Annotated in this window: 15 protein-coding genes and 1 pseudogene; 6 read left to right on the top strand and 10 right to left on the bottom strand. The window is 69.0% G+C overall.

Going from position 1 to position 14297, the window contains the following annotated elements:
• The 6 genes from RMN86_RS15325 to RMN86_RS15300 form a co-directional block, all read right to left on the bottom strand.
• Positions 1 to 1716, bottom strand: a 1716-nt coding sequence (locus RMN86_RS15325; protein WP_309606719.1) for a PQQ-dependent dehydrogenase, methanol/ethanol family, incomplete at its 3' end; no start/stop codon positions are given.
• A gap of 257 nt (positions 1717 to 1973) precedes the next feature.
• Positions 1974 to 2255, bottom strand: coding sequence for an HPr family phosphocarrier protein (locus tag RMN86_RS15320; protein WP_309606718.1), 282 nt, complete (start codon positions 2253 to 2255; stop codon positions 1974 to 1976).
• 25 nt (positions 2256 to 2280) lie between these two features.
• The gene (locus tag RMN86_RS15315) at positions 2281 to 2685 is read right to left on the bottom strand and encodes a PTS sugar transporter subunit IIA (RefSeq protein WP_309606717.1); all 405 of its coding nucleotides are present in this window, start codon (positions 2683 to 2685) and stop codon (positions 2281 to 2283) included.
• Between the two features lie 61 nt (positions 2686 to 2746).
• The gene (locus RMN86_RS15310; protein ID WP_309606716.1) at positions 2747 to 3199 is read right to left on the bottom strand and encodes an HPr kinase/phosphorylase; all 453 of its coding nucleotides are present in this window, start codon (positions 3197 to 3199) and stop codon (positions 2747 to 2749) included.
• On the bottom strand, positions 3196 to 4791 hold the full coding sequence (locus RMN86_RS15305) for an ATP-binding protein (RefSeq protein WP_309606715.1): 1596 nt from the start codon (positions 4789 to 4791) through the stop codon (positions 3196 to 3198). Before RMN86_RS15305 ends, RMN86_RS15310 begins: the two co-directional genes overlap by 4 nt.
• The gene (locus tag RMN86_RS15300) at positions 4760 to 5470 is read right to left on the bottom strand and encodes a response regulator transcription factor (RefSeq protein ID WP_309606714.1); all 711 of its coding nucleotides are present in this window, start codon (positions 5468 to 5470) and stop codon (positions 4760 to 4762) included. The genes RMN86_RS15305 and RMN86_RS15300 overlap by 32 nt, the downstream gene beginning before the upstream one ends.
• A gap of 142 nt (positions 5471 to 5612) precedes the next feature.
• On the opposite strand from RMN86_RS15300, the gene RMN86_RS15295 reads away from it, so the two are divergent.
• On the top strand, positions 5613 to 7319 hold the full coding sequence (locus RMN86_RS15295) for a hypothetical protein (RefSeq protein WP_309606713.1): 1707 nt from the start codon (positions 5613 to 5615) through the stop codon (positions 7317 to 7319).
• Positions 7320 to 7429: 110 nt separating this feature from the next.
• Here the strand turns inward: RMN86_RS15295 and pseC are convergent, their stop codons facing one another.
• Both pseC and pseB read right to left on the bottom strand, forming a co-directional pair.
• On the bottom strand, positions 7430 to 8620 hold the full coding sequence (pseC, locus tag RMN86_RS15290; RefSeq protein WP_309606712.1) for a UDP-4-amino-4,6-dideoxy-N-acetyl-beta-L-altrosamine transaminase: 1191 nt from the start codon (positions 8618 to 8620) through the stop codon (positions 7430 to 7432).
• A 1-nt stretch (position 8621) separates the two neighbouring features.
• Entirely contained in the window at positions 8622 to 9671 is a 1050-nt protein-coding gene (pseB, locus tag RMN86_RS15285) for a UDP-N-acetylglucosamine 4,6-dehydratase (inverting) (RefSeq protein WP_309606711.1), read from the bottom strand.
• 93 nt (positions 9672 to 9764) lie between these two features.
• Here pseB and RMN86_RS15280 point away from each other — a divergent pair, with 93 nt between their 5' ends.
• On the top strand, positions 9765 to 10166 hold the full coding sequence (locus tag RMN86_RS15280; RefSeq protein WP_309606710.1) for a hypothetical protein: 402 nt from the start codon (positions 9765 to 9767) through the stop codon (positions 10164 to 10166).
• Positions 10167 to 10313: 147 nt separating this feature from the next.
• On the opposite strand, the pseudogene RMN86_RS15275 reads toward RMN86_RS15280, so the two are convergent.
• Both RMN86_RS15275 and RMN86_RS15270 read right to left on the bottom strand, forming a co-directional pair.
• Positions 10314 to 10598: pseudogene (locus RMN86_RS15275) on the bottom strand (4a-hydroxytetrahydrobiopterin dehydratase); the annotation flags it as partial.
• The gene (locus RMN86_RS15270) at positions 10595 to 11266 is read right to left on the bottom strand and encodes an HAD-IA family hydrolase (protein WP_309606709.1); all 672 of its coding nucleotides are present in this window, start codon (positions 11264 to 11266) and stop codon (positions 10595 to 10597) included. The pseudogene RMN86_RS15275 and the gene RMN86_RS15270, both read right to left, overlap by 4 nt.
• Before the next feature lie 68 nt (positions 11267 to 11334).
• On the opposite strand from RMN86_RS15270, the gene RMN86_RS15265 reads away from it, so the two are divergent.
• The 4 genes from RMN86_RS15265 to RMN86_RS15250 form a co-directional block, all read left to right on the top strand.
• Positions 11335 to 11706 carry a hypothetical protein gene (locus RMN86_RS15265; RefSeq protein ID WP_309606708.1) on the top strand — a complete coding sequence of 124 codons (372 nt, stop codon included), beginning with the start codon at positions 11335 to 11337 and terminating at the stop codon, positions 11704 to 11706.
• A gap of 33 nt (positions 11707 to 11739) precedes the next feature.
• A complete protein-coding gene (locus RMN86_RS15260) occupies positions 11740 to 12561 on the top strand; it encodes a DUF3445 domain-containing protein (RefSeq protein ID WP_309606707.1) in 822 nt (273 codons plus the stop codon).
• Between the two features lie 258 nt (positions 12562 to 12819).
• Positions 12820 to 13935: a glycosyltransferase family 2 protein gene (locus RMN86_RS15255; protein ID WP_309606706.1), complete on the top strand. Its 1116-nt coding sequence runs from the start codon at positions 12820 to 12822 to the stop codon at positions 13933 to 13935.
• A partial coding sequence (locus RMN86_RS15250; protein ID WP_309606705.1) for a glycosyltransferase family 39 protein occupies positions 13932 to 14297 on the top strand: 366 nt, incomplete at its 3' end. The genes RMN86_RS15255 and RMN86_RS15250, both read left to right, overlap by 4 nt.

Here is a 14297-nt window from a genome sequence, read left to right as displayed (position 1 = left end):
GACCGGCAGTAGGGCCGGCGCCGAGACCTGTCCGCCGCCGCCCGCGCCCACCATCAGGGCCACATACTGCTCACCTTTGATCTCGTAGCTCATTGGCGCGGCGATGACGCCGTTGCCGGTGTCGTACGACCAGAGCTGTTTCCCGTTCGTCGCGTCGTAGGCGTAGAATTTTGCCTCCGCCGCGCCCTGGAAGACCAGCCCGCCGCCGGTCGAGAGCACGCCGGCGTTCCAGAAATAGGGATGCTCGACGGTCCAGACCGCCTTTTGGTTCACCGGATCCCAGGCGACCAGGTAGCCCTTGTAGCTGGCGGCCGCGGCCTTGGCCTGTTCGGGTGTCTGTGGCCCGGCGTTGGCCAGCATGTTCAGGCCCAGGTTCCAGGCCCCGGCCTTGTAGGCGAAGTTCGTGGCGCCCTGATAGGCGAACGGATCCGCCTGGGCCGGGATGTAGACCAGGCCGGTCTTGGGCGAAAACGACATCGGGTGCCAGTTGTGGCCCCCCAACGGACCCGGTTGCTGCAGGACGACACTGCCGTTCTTGTAGCGCGCCTCAGGGTTCTCGATCGGCCGCCCGGTGGCGATGTCGATGCCCTTGGCCCAGGTCACCGGCACATAGTTCTTGGCGGAGAGCAGCTTCCCGGTCGCGCGGTCCAGCACGTAGAAGAAACCGTTCTTCGGCGCCTGCATCAGCACCTTGCGCGGGGCGCCGCCGATGGTCAGGTCGGCCAGGATCATCGGCTGGACGGCCGAGTAGTCCCAGCTCTCGCCGGGGTTCACCTGATAGTGCCAGACGTAGTCGCCGGTATCGGCGTTGATCGCCACGATGGACGACAGGAACAGGTTGTCGCCCTTGCCGCCGGACCGCTTCTCCTGGTCCCAGGGCGTGCCGTTGTCGACACCGAAGTAGATCAGGTTCAGCTGCGGATCGTAGACGATGGAATCCCACACCGTGCCGCCGCCGCCGACCGTCTTCCACTGTCCGTCGGGCCAGGTGGCCAGGGCCTTTTCCTTGAGCACCTTGTCGGAGGGTTCGCCGTCCGGCGCGCCCGTCGCGTTCGGCAGGGTATAGAAGCGCCAGAGCTCCTTGCCGGTCGCGGCGTCATAGGCCGCCAGGAAGCCTCGGACGCCGTATTCCGCGCCGGACTCCCCGATCAGCACCTTGTCCTTCACCACGCGCGGGGCCTGGGTGATCGTGAACGGCTTGGCGGGGTCGCCCACCTGCGCCTGCCAGACGACGTGACCGTCTTTGGCGTCCAGCGCGACGAGGCGCGCATCCATGGTGCCGACGTAGACGCGGCCCTTCCAGACGGCGACGCCGCGGTTGACGACATCGCAGCAGGCGTCGAAGCCTTTCTTGCCGTCGACCTTTGGGTCATAGGCCCAGATCTGCTTCCCCGTCGCCGCGTCGAAGGCATAGACCTTCGACCAGGCGGTGGTGGTGTAGAGCACCCCATCGACCATCAGCGGCGTCGCCTCCTGGCCGCGGTCGGTGTCGAACTGGGCGTACCAGGCCAGGCCCAGCTGGCCGACATTGGCGGTGGAGACCTTGTCCAGCGGGCTGAACCGCTGCTCGGAATAGCCCTTGCCGTAGGAGACCCACTCGGCGTTGCCGTCGGCCGCGGCGATCCGCGCGCCATCGACATTGGCCCCGCCGGTCTTCTGGCAGGCCGCCAGGGTGACGGCCAGCGCCAGCGCCAGCCCGAGCGTGATGATCCTCATGGTCGTCTCCCACGGCCTTCGACTTTGGGCCTTGGGGGCACTATGCCCGGGCTGGCGGCGCGGGCAAGCAGTCCCCAGCGTCAACCTTGAGCGGGAGGCAAGTCCATCGATCCGGGTGCGACGCGCGGCGCTTCTCTGTGATCACCGACGGGCGATAGACCTGCGATCGGGAGGAAGGCGCTGGACTCCAGATGTGGGCGACGACGTTGTGCCGTCCTGGCTGACTTGAACCTGGTCGGCCGGGACCGGGTCGAGCCCTACTCGTCCTCGTCGAAGCGGGCGGCGACCAGGGCTTCAAGGGCGGTGACAGCGGCTTCGGCCTCGGCGCCCTCGGCTTCGATGTCGATGGAGCTGCCAGGGCCGGCGGCCAGCATCATCAGGCCCATGATCGAGCGCGCGTCGACTGTCTGGCCATCCTTGGAGACGCGGACCTCGGCGTCGAAGGCGGCCGCCGCCTTGACGAACTTGGCCGAGGCGCGGGCGTGCAGGCCGCGCTTGTTGACGATCTCGACGGTGCGGGACGCCGCGCCCTCGCTCATCGCGGGCTCATCTCTCGCCGGCCCATCACTTTTCGCCAGCCAGCACGTAGGAGGCGACGGAGATATATTTGCGCCCGGCCTCCTGGGCGCAGGCCACCGCGTCCTCCAGGCTCTGGCGGCCGCGCACGCTGGCCAGCTTGATCAACATCGGCAGGTTCAGCCCCGCGATCACCTCGGCCTTGGTCTGCTCCATCACCGAGATGGCCAGGTTCGAGGGCGTGCCGCCGAACATGTCCGTAAGCAGGATCACACCGGCGCCGGTGTCCACGCGTTCGCAGGCCGCAAGGATGTCCTTGCGGCGACGCTCCATATCGTCCTCGGGGCCGATACATATGGCCTCAACCGCCGCCTGCGGACCCACCACATGCTCCATGGCGAAGACAAATTCCTCCGCCAGCCGGCCATGGGTGACAATCACCAGCCCGATCATACGTAAGCTTCCAACGGTATCCCCACCCCGCGCCGCCCCAAGACCTGTTCCGCGAGCGGTGCTAAATACGCCTGTTGCCGGCGCGGTCAAAGTAACTCACCGCGCGAGCGAGTTTCGCGAGCGCCGAAGCGTCCCGCGGATCGAGCTCGATCATCGGCAGGGCCAGGCCCAGAATCTCACGGAAACGGGGCGGCGGGAGCCGTTCGGGCAGGCCGCACCGCACCACCAGCACCACCTCGGCCAGCGGCAGGGCGCTGACCCGCAGGATGTCCAGACCCCGCGCCTCGATCAGACCCGCGAGCGCCGGCGGCGGCGCGCCAAACAGCCGGCCGTCGCAGGTCCACAGCGCCACCCGGTCGTCGGCGACCAGCCGGAACCCCGCGTCGAGCGCGCGCAGCGCCAGATCGCTCTTGCCGGCGCCGGGCGGGCCCTCGATCAACACCCCGCGCCAGGGACCGCTCGCGCGGGCGGCGATCAGCCCGGCGTGGGCGATCACCCCTTCGTGGACGGTCATGGCCGGGCTTCGGGCAGGATCAGGAGAAAAGCCGCGCCCATCACCTGGTTGTCCGGTCCCATGCGGTTCTTGGCGTGCAGCGACCCGCCGTGCGCCTCGGCGATCTGGCGGGCAATGGACAGGCCGAGACCGGAATTGCCGCCGAACACCGCGCCCTTGGGTCGGGAGGTGTAGAACCGGGCAAACACCGTCTCCAGGTTTTCAGCCGGGATACCCGGGCCGCTGTCGGAGACCGTCGCCAGCACCTTGCCGCCGGTCCGCGCCAGCGCCACCGCGACTTCGCCGCCCGGCGGACTGAAGGACCGGGCATTGTCGATCAGGTTGCGGAAAATCTGCCCCAGCGGCCCCTCACGACCCATGACGGTGACCGGATCAAGAGCTCCGCTGCGCTGCAGGCTGACGCGAACGTCGCCCGGTTTGGCGGTCACCTGGTAGATCGCCACGATGTCGGACACCAGGCGTTCGAGATCGACCGTCCGGGGTTCGTCGCGCGACAACTCCGCGTCGAGTCGCGAGGCGTTGGAGATGTCGGTGACCAGCCGGTCCAGCCGCTGTACGTCGCTCTTGAGGATGTTCAGCAGCCGGTCGCGCGCCTTGGGATCGGTGACCAGATCAAGGGTTTCGACTGCGGAGCGCAGCGAGGTCAGCGGATTCTTGTTCTCGTGGGCCACGTCGGCGGCAAAGCTCTCGATGGCGTCCATCCGTTCTGACAAGGCCTGGGTCATGGCCTCGAGGCTGCGGGTCAGGTCGCCAAGCTCGTCATCACGCCGGGCCAGGTCCGGCAGCGAGATGGCCCGCGCCCCGGCCAGTCGCACCCGGTCGGCGGCCCGGGCCAGGCGGCGCACGGGCTGGGCGATCAGCCGGGTCAGTAGAAGCGAGGAGCCCAAGGTCACCGCGATGGCGATCAGAATGAACGGGATCAGCGCCAGCCGCTCGCGGGCGATGATCGCATCGACGTCGTTGGCCTCCAGCGTCAACACCCCCAGAACCATCTGCACGTGCTGGATCGGGATCGACACCGAAACCACCCAGGCGCCGTCCTCGCCGCGCCGCTTGCCGGCCACGTGCTGGCCGCGCAAGGCGCGCGCCACCTCGGTGCGCAGGGCCGCGCGCGCCTCACGCGCCAGATCCGCGCGCGGACGGCTCCTCAAGTCCAGCGACAGGCCGCCGGCGTCGCGCGCCCGGGCCGGCGGCAAGGCCTTCTGCTCCACCCGGTCGGCGACCAGATCGCTGTCGGCGATGGGCCGGCCCTGCCGATCGAACAGCCGCGCGCGCTGGGTCTTGGGGTTGGCCAGCATCTGCAGCGTCAGATTGGCGTAGTTGGGATCCATCGCCGGCTGCGGCTCGCCGACCGTGGCGGCCTGGTCGATGATCGCGGCCATCAGCTCGCCCTGGGTGGTCAGGCTGTCGATCCGCGCGTTGACCAGGCCCTGGCGCAATTCGTTGAGCACCAGGGCGCCGACGATCAGCACCGCCAGCCCCAGGACGTTCAGCGCGATGATCAGCCGGCCGAGGCGGGTGCCCGGCAGCCAGCGGAATCGCGGCGGCCGGGAACCGCGCCTAGGTTTCGCGGTATCGGTAGCCGACGCCATAGAGGGTTTCGATCGCGTCGAATTCGGGATCAACGTCGCGGAACTTCTTGCGCATGCGCTTGATGTGGCTGTCGATGGTGCGGTCGTCCACGTACACCTGATCGTCGTAGGCCGCGTCCATCAGGTTGTCGCGGCTCTTCACGAAGCCCGGCCGTTGCGCCAGCGACTGCAGCAGCAGGAACTCGGTCACCGTCAGCTTCACCGGCCGGCCTTCCCACAGGCAGTCGTGGCGCGCCGGATCGAGGGTCAGCTTGCCGCGCTTGATGGCCCGGGTGGCGTCAGCCCCGGCGGCGCCGGCCTGCGGCTCCTCGCCCTCGATGCCGGCGCGGCGCAGCACCGCCTTCACCCGCTCGATCAGCAGCCGCTGACTGAAGGGCTTGTGCATGTAGTCGTCGGCGCCCAGGTTGAAGCCGAGGATCTCGTCGATCTCCTCGTCCTTGGAGGTCAGGATGATCACCGGCAGGTCGGAGGTCCGGCGCAGGCGACGCAACACCTCCATCCCGTCCAGGCGCGGCATCTTCACGTCGAGGATCGCCAGGTCAGGAGGGTCATTCTCCAGCGCCGCCAGGCCCGCAGCGCCGTCGTAGTACGCCTTGACGGCATGGCCGTGGCTCTCCAGCGCGAGGCTCACCGACGTGACGATGTTCTCGTCGTCGTCCACCAGGGTGATCTTGGCCATTTGGGTACGAGGTCTCCTCACTCTGTCGCCAAGCTAGTCGTCCCGCAGCGTGGCCTCAATGGGGCGTCGGCGCCGACGACGCAGGCGATCAATCGGAGCTTAAAGCTTCACCGATAGGTTCCCGTTCACGGCGGAGGACGAGATGTCGGGCAATCAGGTGCATTTCGAGGTGTTCGTCCGGCGCTATCCCGATTCGCCATGGACGCTGAAAATGGCCGTCGACGATCGGGAAAGCGCCCTTGAAGCCGCCATGGAGATGGTCGACCAGCGTGAGGCGGCCGCCGCGCGGGTGATGCGCGAGACCCTCGAGGCCGGCACCGGCGAATTCCATTCCCTGACCATCCTGACGGTCGGCGCCCCGGAGCGGGCGCGCAAAATCAGGACCCGCGAACCGGCTGAGCCTCTCTGTGTCGCACCGCAGGACCTCTACACCTGTCACGCCCGCGAAAAGATCGGCCGCCTTCTGGAAACCTGGCTGGCGCGGCGTCAGGCGACCCCCTTTGAACTGCTGCACCGACCCGACCTGGTGGAGCAACTGGAGGCCAGCCGGGTCGAGATCCAGCATGCGATCCAGAAGATCGCCCTGCCGGAGGCCCATGCCCGCAACTGCTCCGTCGTCGCCATGACCAAGTCGTTCGAGAGCCTCACGGAACGCGCGGTGGAGCGGCTGATGCGCGATGCGCGCAAGGGTCTGCCGCGGATCACCGCGCAGACCTTCGCCAAGACGGCCTCGCAGCTCGCCGCGGACCCCGAGGCCGCCTATCGCCTGGGCTGCGGCGTGGCGATGTTTCTCGCTCCCGCGCGAAGCTGGAGTGAGAAGGTTGGCCTCCTGATCGATCTCGCCGACGCCGCGCCGCCCGAAGGGCCGGCCCGCGCCCTGGCGCTGGCGGTGATCGCCGAGCCGCTGGAAGAGATCGTCGGCTGCGAGAAGGGGCTCGACGACGTCGTTGGCGGTCACCTCGACCTGGGGGGGCGCCTGGCCGCCATGAGCCGGCTCGCCGCCGCCGATGTGATCGACGCTCTGGTCAAGCTTGAGCCGTCGGTCGCCAAGGTGATGCCGGAGCTGTCGGAACGGGCCCAGGGCCTGGCCAAGTGGCTTGGCGGCGGCGGGTTCCTCGGTGTCCGCGCCGCGATCGGGCAGCGAATCCTGCGCGAACTGTCCGGTCAGCGGCGGCTGCGGCCCGCCGACGCCGCCGGCGAGATCGACGTGATTCGCGGCCTGGCGATGGCGCTCACCGCGGCCTCGGGCAAGCTGTTGCCGCTGGACAATGTGCAGGCCGCGTTCTCGTCGCGCTCGCGCCGGCTGGTCACCCGCGATTTCGTCGAGACCTATCTCGGCGAAGGGGCCTCGTCGCTGGAGGAGGCCGAGGCGCTGATCTGGCTCACCGAGAACATCATTGGTGGCGGCAACAAGCGAGAGGCCGGCCGCTGGCTGCATTCGCAGATCTTCAGCCTGCGCTTCGAGCGGGAAAGCCGGGGCTCGCATCATCCGACGACGCGGCTGGCCGAGCTTTCCAAGCTGCAGCGCGCCGTCGCCCGCTGCGGCCTGGTCGAGGAAACCTACCAGCCGATCCAGATCAAGCTCGGCGAGGTCGGCGGCCTGGTCGAGGCCGACGCGCGGCTGGTCTCGATGACGGTGAAATCCACGGCGCCGGCGCTGAATCGCCTGACCTTGCTGCTGAGGATCGCCAGTGGCGAGGTGGCGCCGCTGGGTCCCGCGGCCGACCGGGCGCGCGCCGAGGCGCTGAAGTTGGCGCGGCAGGACAATACGCGCGCCGAACTGACGGTCGCGCCAGATCGGTTGGACGCCATCCGCGACCTTCTGAGGCACGCGTCGCTGGCGGCGTAGGGGACGAAGCAACGCCCCCCAACATTCGTCATCCCCGGAAAGCCGTGGGCTGATCCGGGGGATGACGAGCGTTGTTGTTGAGAAAGATCAGCCGCGCCGCGGTCACGCCCTTAGCCCCCCAGAACCGCGGTCAACGCCTCGACCACGCGCGCCACGTCCGCGTCGGCCATCGCGGGATAGAGCGGCAGCGAAAGGCAGCGGGCGTACCAGCGCTCGGCGCCGGGCAGGTCGAGCGCGCCATAGCGGTCGCGGTAGTAGGGTTGGCGGTGGACCGGGATGTAGTGGACCTGGGAGCCCACCCCACGCGCGCGCAGTCCGTCGACCACCTCGCGGCGGGTCACCCCGGCGGCGTCGAAATCGATCAGCACACCCATCAGGTGCAGCACCGGGTCGCTCCAGGCGGGGCGGGCGGCGATCGTCACGAGGGGCGATAGCGGCGCGAGCGTGGCCCGGTAGGTTCCGACCAGCGACCGGCGTCGCGCGGCGAAGCGGTCGAGCTTGGCCAGCTGGGACAGGCCCAGGGCGCAGAGGATATCCGGCAGCCGGTAGTTGAAGCCCGGCTCGGCCATCTCGTACCACCAGGGGTCCGCGCCCGGCCCTGACGAGGTCTGCGGCCTGACCATCCCGTGGCTGCGCATCACACGCAGGCGCTCAGCCAGTCCCGGGTCGTTGGTGGTGACCATGCCGCCCTCGCCGGTGGCGATGGTCTTGACCGGATGGAACGAGAACGTGGCCATGGCCGAGTGACGCGCGTCGCCCACCCGCTCGGCGACATTGCCGAAGGTCATGGTCGTACCCAGCGCGTGCGGCGCGTCTTCGACCAGCACCGCGCCGGCCGCGCCGGCCAGCGCCGCGAGCCCCGGTAGGTCAGTGACGTCGCCCCTCAGATGCACCGGCAGGACAGCGCGCAGGCGCCGGTCGCCCACCCTGCGCAGCGCCTCCGCCAGGGTGTCAGGCGTCATCAGGCCGCTGTCGGGGTCGACGTCGGCGAAGACCACCTCGGCGCCGACATAGCGGGCGCAGTTGGCGGTCGCCAGGAAGGTGATCGACGGCGCGATCACCGCCTCGCCCGGCCGCACCTGAAGCGCCAGCATGGCCAGGTGAAGGGCCGCGGTGCCGTTGGCGCAGGCCACCGCGTGCCGGGCGCCGACCGTCCCGGCAAAGGCGTCTTCGAAAGCCTCGACCAGGGGGCCGGTGGTCAGGAAGTCGGCCCGCAGGGCCGCGGTGACGGCGGCGATATCATCATCCTCGATGGTCTGGCGGCCATAGGGCAGCAGCGGAAGAGGCGCTCGGTCTGTCACCCTAGTCGCTCGCGCGCCGCCGCCGCCGCGGCGCGGCCCCATCCAGCAGCGCCAGCAGCCCCGCGCCGGTGAGCCAGTCGGTGTTGGTGTCGCTGGCGTAGCAGAAGCCCTCTTCCAGCCGCCCGCCGGTGAGCGGCTCGCGGGCATATTCCACAAAGGCCGGTTCGATGGCGTAGCGGTCTCCGAGGTCCACCGTGCCGCGCGCATCGTCAGCCGAGATCATGATCTCGTGCAACTTCTCGCCCGGCCGGATGCCGACAACCTTGATCGGCAGGTCAGGCGCCATGGCGGCGGCCAGGTCGGTCATCCGCATCGACGGGATCTTGGGCACGAAGATCTCGCCGCCGCGCATGACGTCCAGCGACGAGAGAACGAACTCGACGCCTTCGGTGAGCGTGATCCAGAAGCGGGTCATCCGCGTGTCGGTAATCGGCAGTTCGGTGGCGCCTTTGGCGAGCAGGCGCTGGAAGAACGGCGCCACGGAGCCGCGCGAACCCACGACGTTGCCATAGCGCACCACCGAGAACCGGGTGCCGATGTCTCCGGACAGGTTGTTGGCCGCCACGAAGGTCTTGTCCGACGCCAGCTTTGTCGCTCCATAGAGGTTGATCGGGTTGCAGGCCTTGTCGGTGGAGAGCGCGATCACCTGCTTCACGCGGTTGGTCAGGCACGCCCAGACCACGTTTTCGGCGCCCATGATGTTGGTGTGGATACATTCGGACGGGTTGTATTCGGCCGCCGGCACCTGCTTCAGGGCCGCGGCGTGGATCACCAGGTCAACCCCGCGCAGCGCCAGGATCAGCCGCTCGCGATCGCGCACGTCGCCCAGGAAGAACCTCAGCGTGGCAAGTTTCTCCGGTCCGAACCGCTCGGCCAGATCGATCTGCATCTCGCTCTGTTTCAGCTCATCGCGCGAATAGACGATCAGCTTGCGCGGGTTGGCGCGGGCCAGGACGGTCTCGATGAACCGCCGCCCGAAGGACCCGGTGCCGCCGGTGACCAGGATGACCTTGCCGTCGAGGTCGAGGTTGGATGCGGTAAATCGGCCCAAGGGGCCCTCCGGGACCAGCGAATCTTTCAGGCGCTGAGTCTGGCAGCCGGCGCGTAAAGAGACCGCTAACCATAGTCGCCGCACAAACCCCTTATGAAACGCCGCGCCATCCTGGGCCTGATCGCACTTTGCGCCCTCTTTCCGGGGCCGGGCCGGGCCGGCGAGGAGCCCAAGAAGAAGAAGTCCGGGGGCGCCGACTATCTCCCGTTCGCCACGCTCACCGGGACGACCAACCGGGCGGGCGGGCGACGCGGCGTGCTCACCGTCGACTGCGGCCTGGAGGTTGCCGATCCGAAGCTGCGGGCGTTCGCCGACGCCTCGATCCCGCGCCTGCGGGCGGCCTATGTGCAGGTTGTGCTGATCTACGCCGCCGGCCTGCCGCCGGGCGCGCCGCCCAATGCCGAGCTGATCGCCCAGTCGCTGCAGCGGCAGACCGACCTGGTGCTGGGTCGCCCCGGCGCGCGCCTGCTGGTCGGCGCGATCATGGTCAACTGACCACAGGTGTCGGATGGAGCGGCGCGGTCTTGGCCGCCCCGTCGGCGACTATGTCTTCGGCGGGCGCCGGCGGAGACGGTCCAGCGCCTCCGGCGGGATCGGCTCCGGTTTCGTACGGCCCCGCGGTTCAACCGCCCCCGACGACAGCGCGGCCCGATCGATGAACTGCGCCATGGCGACGTCGAGCTCGGTGACGCCATCCGCGTCGTGAGTGGTCAGCACAATTTCCACCCGGCCGTAGACGTTGCTCCATTCCGGATGGTGATCGAGCTTCTCAGCCTGCGTGGCCACGCGGCCCATGAAGGCGAAGGCCAGGCTGAAATCCGGAAAGGCCAGGGCCCGGTGGATCGCCTCGCGCGCACCGGGAGCGGCCTTCCAGGCGGGCAGGCGGTCGAGGACGGCGTCGAGAGAGAGCTTTCTCGGTCGGCTCATGCGGCCGCCTCCGCCCCGAACGTCAACCCCGTCGCCTGCGCCAGGTCGGCCAGGGTCTGGTCTACGTCGATGACCTTGATCGCGGTCATGCCAAGCGCGGCGGCCGGCTTGCAGTTGATACCGAGGTCGTCGAGATAGATGCAGTTGGCCGGCGCCACGGCCAGCAGCTCGCACATCATCAGATAGATCCTCGGGTCCGGTTTGCGAACGCCGGCCTTTGAGCTTTCGATGATCGCGTCGAACAGCGGCATGACCTGACCCATGGCGCCGGCGGCGCGCTGGGCCTCGTCCTGGCCGGGTGAGTGCATCGAGACCACATTGTTGGTGATGCAGCCGACCTTGAAATGCCGCTTGCAGGTCCTCAAGGCCGCGACCATCGCCGGTCTGAGCGCGCCGGAGAGCAAGGGCAGAACCGCGGACCCCGGGACCGGATGGCCGAGCGCCGTGGATTCGTCGAGGAACAGCCGGTCAAAGTGGGCGGTGTCGATCTCGTTGCGCTCGAAGAGCGCCCAGGCATTATCGTGCGGGTTTGCCGAGTTGATCTTGCGGATCAGGTCCTTGGGCAGGCCGCACTCGGCCTCGAAGCGGTTGAACGCCTCGAACGGCGAGGCGGTGAACACCCCGCCGAAATCCCAGATCACCGCCTCGATGTCCGCCCTGTCCGCCATCCGACGCTCCGCAATTTCACCGGAGTCGGACGCTAGAGACGCGGACGCGGACGTGCAAGTAAGGCGGCATGCTGCCCTCACACCTGCCGCGGCCGCTGCGGCTCGCCCTCTACAGCCTGGCCACGGCCATTCTGCTCTATCTGTGCCTGGCGCCCAGCAAGAACCTGCCGAAGATCAACCTGTGGGACAAGGAGGAGCACGCGCTGGCCTGGCTGGTCCTGACGGCGACGGGCCTGATCCTGTCGCCACAGCGTCCGCGCGCCATCGCGCTGTACGCGTTTGGGCTGGGGGTCTTCGTGGAACTGGCGCAGTGGGCGATGGGGTTCGGCCGCGATGCCGACTGGCACGACGTGGCCGCGGACTCGCTGGGCATCGCCGTGGCCTTCCTCGGCTATTTCATGGTCGTGTCGGGCGCGAGCCTCGCGCGGCGGCGACGGTGATCGGCGCCCCATGAACCGCCATCGGTCCCGTCAATGACTCCGCGCCATCGCCCCTGGGAAACGACGACCGACTTCGCCATCGGCCTGAGGCCCATTGCTGTAGCCGACTGGCTCGAGGGCGGCGAGGCCGACCCGGCGGCGCGCAAGGACGCCTTGTTGGCGGTGCGCCCGGACCTGGTCTGGGCGGAGGCGCCAGGGTCGCGGCCGGGCCAGGTCGAGACGCTGGAGATGGTCGAGGCCGCGCTCGGTCCGTCGCCCGCCCTTCCGGGCCTGCCGCCGCTCTACGCCGCCGCGCGCCGCGTTCCCGACGATCTGTGCCTGATGGAAAAGCATGACGGCGCGTGGCGGCTGACCGCGCTCTCCCTTTCGGCGGGGAGCTTCTTCACCGCCGAGGCGGTGATCGGCCGCAGCCTGGCCGAGTTGCACGCCCCCGTGACCGGTTTCGCCGAACGGCTGCTGGGGCGCGTGCAGCGGGTTTTCGAGGGTCTGCGCCCGGGCCTGGTGCTGGAGCGGCGCAACTGGACACTGCTGAATTCGGCGGACCTGCACACGCCAACCCCGACGCCGATCCGCGCGCGGATCGGCGCGATCACCCCCGCCGACGCCGGTCGCGCCCTTCAGCTGCGCGTGGAACGCCAGACCCTGCGACGGCTGCCCCGAACCGGGGGCGCTCTCTTCACTATCCGCGTCTGGCTGACCCCGCTGGAGAGCCTGGCCGACCAGCCCGAACGGCTGGCCGCCTTCGCCACGGCCTGGCGCACGGCCCCCGCGGCCTTCCGCGCCTATAAGCGGCTCGATCTCTACGACCCGCTTGTGGAGGGGTTCCTGGAGAGCGCCGGAGCGGCGCCTCGCTAGAGACCTTCCCCCTCGGGTCGGCTCAACCCGCAGCGGGGAGATGGCTCCCGTCCGGCCGGGGAAGATCTGTGACAGGTCTCTGTCGGCGGGGAGATCTGCCGACGCCTTGGTTCGAGAGCTGCGCCGTGGATGGGGGAGCGGCCTTTATCGCCGACGACGCCAAGCCTCGAGCCCGCTCACCGGCGGCGCGCACGAGATGGTTCCCAGCGCCCGAAGGCGCGGGTATGACGGCGGATGCGCGCGCCGACGGGGATTGAAGTGTCTGCAAATTCGCCGGACCGGTCCTCCGCGGCGGCCCCGCGGGCGCTTGAGCTCAGCGTGGTGATCCCGACGTTCAAGGAGGCGCTGAACGTTGAACCGTTGCTGGCCAAGCTGGCCGCGGCCCTGACCGGGGTGACCTGGCAGGCGATATTTGTCGATGACGACTCGCCGGACGGCACCGCGGCCGTCGTCAAGCGCGTGGCGGCCACCGATCCGCGGGTGATGTGTCTGCACCGGGTCGGCCGGCGGGGTCTGGCCGGGGCGGTGATCGAGGGCGTCATGGCCAGCGCCGCGCCCTTCGTCGCCGTCATTGATGGCGACATGCAGCACGACGAGACCTTGCTGCCCAAGATGCTCGGCCTGCTGAAGGCCGATCGCGCGGATCTGGTGGTCGGCAGCCGCTACCTGGCGACAGGGGCGTCAGGCGCCTCGGCGCTGGGCCAGACCCGCGAGGCGGGCAGTCGTCTGGCCAACTGGCTGGGGCGAAAGGTGTTGCATGCCGAGGTCACCGACCCGATGAGCGGCTTCTTCATGATGCGCCGCGAGCTGATCGAGGCGGTGGCGCCGAAGCTCGCCACCTCGGGCTTCAAGGTGCTGTTCGACATCATGGCCTCTCAGCCGAATCCGCCCCGCTATATCGAACTGCCCTACCAGTTCCGGGCGCGGGTGGCCGGCGAGAGCAAGCTCGATAACGGCGTGGTGGTGCAGTATCTCGGCCTGCTGATCGCCAAGCTCAGCCTGGACCTGATTTCGCCGCGGTTCCTGATGTTCGCCCTGGTCGGCGCCAGCGGTGTGGTCGTCCACCTGGCGATCCTGCGAAGTCTGCTGGCCCACGGCTTCGCCGCCGCCCAGTTGACCGCGGCCCTGGGCGCGATGACCTCGAACTATCTGATCAACAACGCCGTCACCTATCGCGACAAGCGCAAACGCGGGCTGTCGCTGCTTGTCGGCTACCTGAAGTTCGTAGTGCTGTGCAGCGTGCCATTGGCGGCCAATGTGGCGGTGGCCACCATGGTCTATGAGCGCGGCCCGACCTGGTGGGTGGCCGGCGTCGCGGGCGCGGTCGTCGCCGCCGTCTGGAACTACGTGACCACCTCCCGGGCGGTCTGGTGACCTCCGCGGTGACGCGGGCCGGGCCCGCGGGATGGCGGTTCCATCGCGGAGTCCTGCTGCTGGCCGTGGGGCTGACAGCGGTCCGCCTGCTGGCCGCCGGAGCCATCCACCTGACCGAGGACGAGGCCTACTATCGCCTCTGGGCCCAGCATCTGCAGCTGGGCTACTTCGACCACCCGCCGATGATCGCCTGGTGGATCCGCGCGGGCGAAACGATCGCCGGCGACACAGCGCTGGGCGTCCGGCTGCTGCCGGCCCTGGCCAGCGGCGCCGCCACCTGGTTTATCGCCGATCTGGCGCTGCGCCTGGGCGCCCAGGCGCGCACCCCGTTTCGCGCCGCGCTCTGGTACAACGCCACCCTC

Origin of the sequence: Phenylobacterium sp., assembly GCF_031360265.1 — a bacterium.
Classification (GTDB): Bacteria; Pseudomonadota; Alphaproteobacteria; order Caulobacterales; family Caulobacteraceae; genus Phenylobacterium.
This window is presented reverse-complemented; position numbering and strand designations above follow the sequence as displayed.

What these genes read in the sequence shown, in the direction of transcription:
- RMN86_RS15320 (WP_309606718.1), bottom strand. Translation starts at nt 2,255, where the DNA reads ATGAGCGAGGGCGCGGCGTCCCGCACCGTCGAGATCGTCAACAAGCGC.
- RMN86_RS15315 (WP_309606717.1), bottom strand. Translation starts at nt 2,685, where the DNA reads ATGATCGGGCTGGTGATTGTCACCCATGGCCGGCTGGCGGAGGAATTT.
- RMN86_RS15310 (WP_309606716.1), bottom strand. Translation starts at nt 3,199, where the DNA reads ATGACCGTCCACGAAGGGGTGATCGCCCACGCCGGGCTGATCGCCGCC.
- RMN86_RS15305 (WP_309606715.1), bottom strand. Translation starts at nt 4,791, where the DNA reads ATGGCGTCGGCTACCGATACCGCGAAACCTAGGCGCGGTTCCCGGCCG.
- RMN86_RS15300 (WP_309606714.1), bottom strand. Translation starts at nt 5,470, where the DNA reads ATGGCCAAGATCACCCTGGTGGACGACGACGAGAACATCGTCACGTCG.
- RMN86_RS15295 (WP_309606713.1), top strand. Translation starts at nt 5,613, where the DNA reads ATGTCGGGCAATCAGGTGCATTTCGAGGTGTTCGTCCGGCGCTATCCC.
- RMN86_RS15280 (WP_309606710.1), top strand. Translation starts at nt 9,765, where the DNA reads ATGAAACGCCGCGCCATCCTGGGCCTGATCGCACTTTGCGCCCTCTTT.
- RMN86_RS15270 (WP_309606709.1), bottom strand. Translation starts at nt 11,266, where the DNA reads ATGGCGGACAGGGCGGACATCGAGGCGGTGATCTGGGATTTCGGCGGG.
- RMN86_RS15265 (WP_309606708.1), top strand. Translation starts at nt 11,335, where the DNA reads ATGCTGCCCTCACACCTGCCGCGGCCGCTGCGGCTCGCCCTCTACAGC.
- RMN86_RS15260 (WP_309606707.1), top strand. Translation starts at nt 11,740, where the DNA reads ATGACTCCGCGCCATCGCCCCTGGGAAACGACGACCGACTTCGCCATC.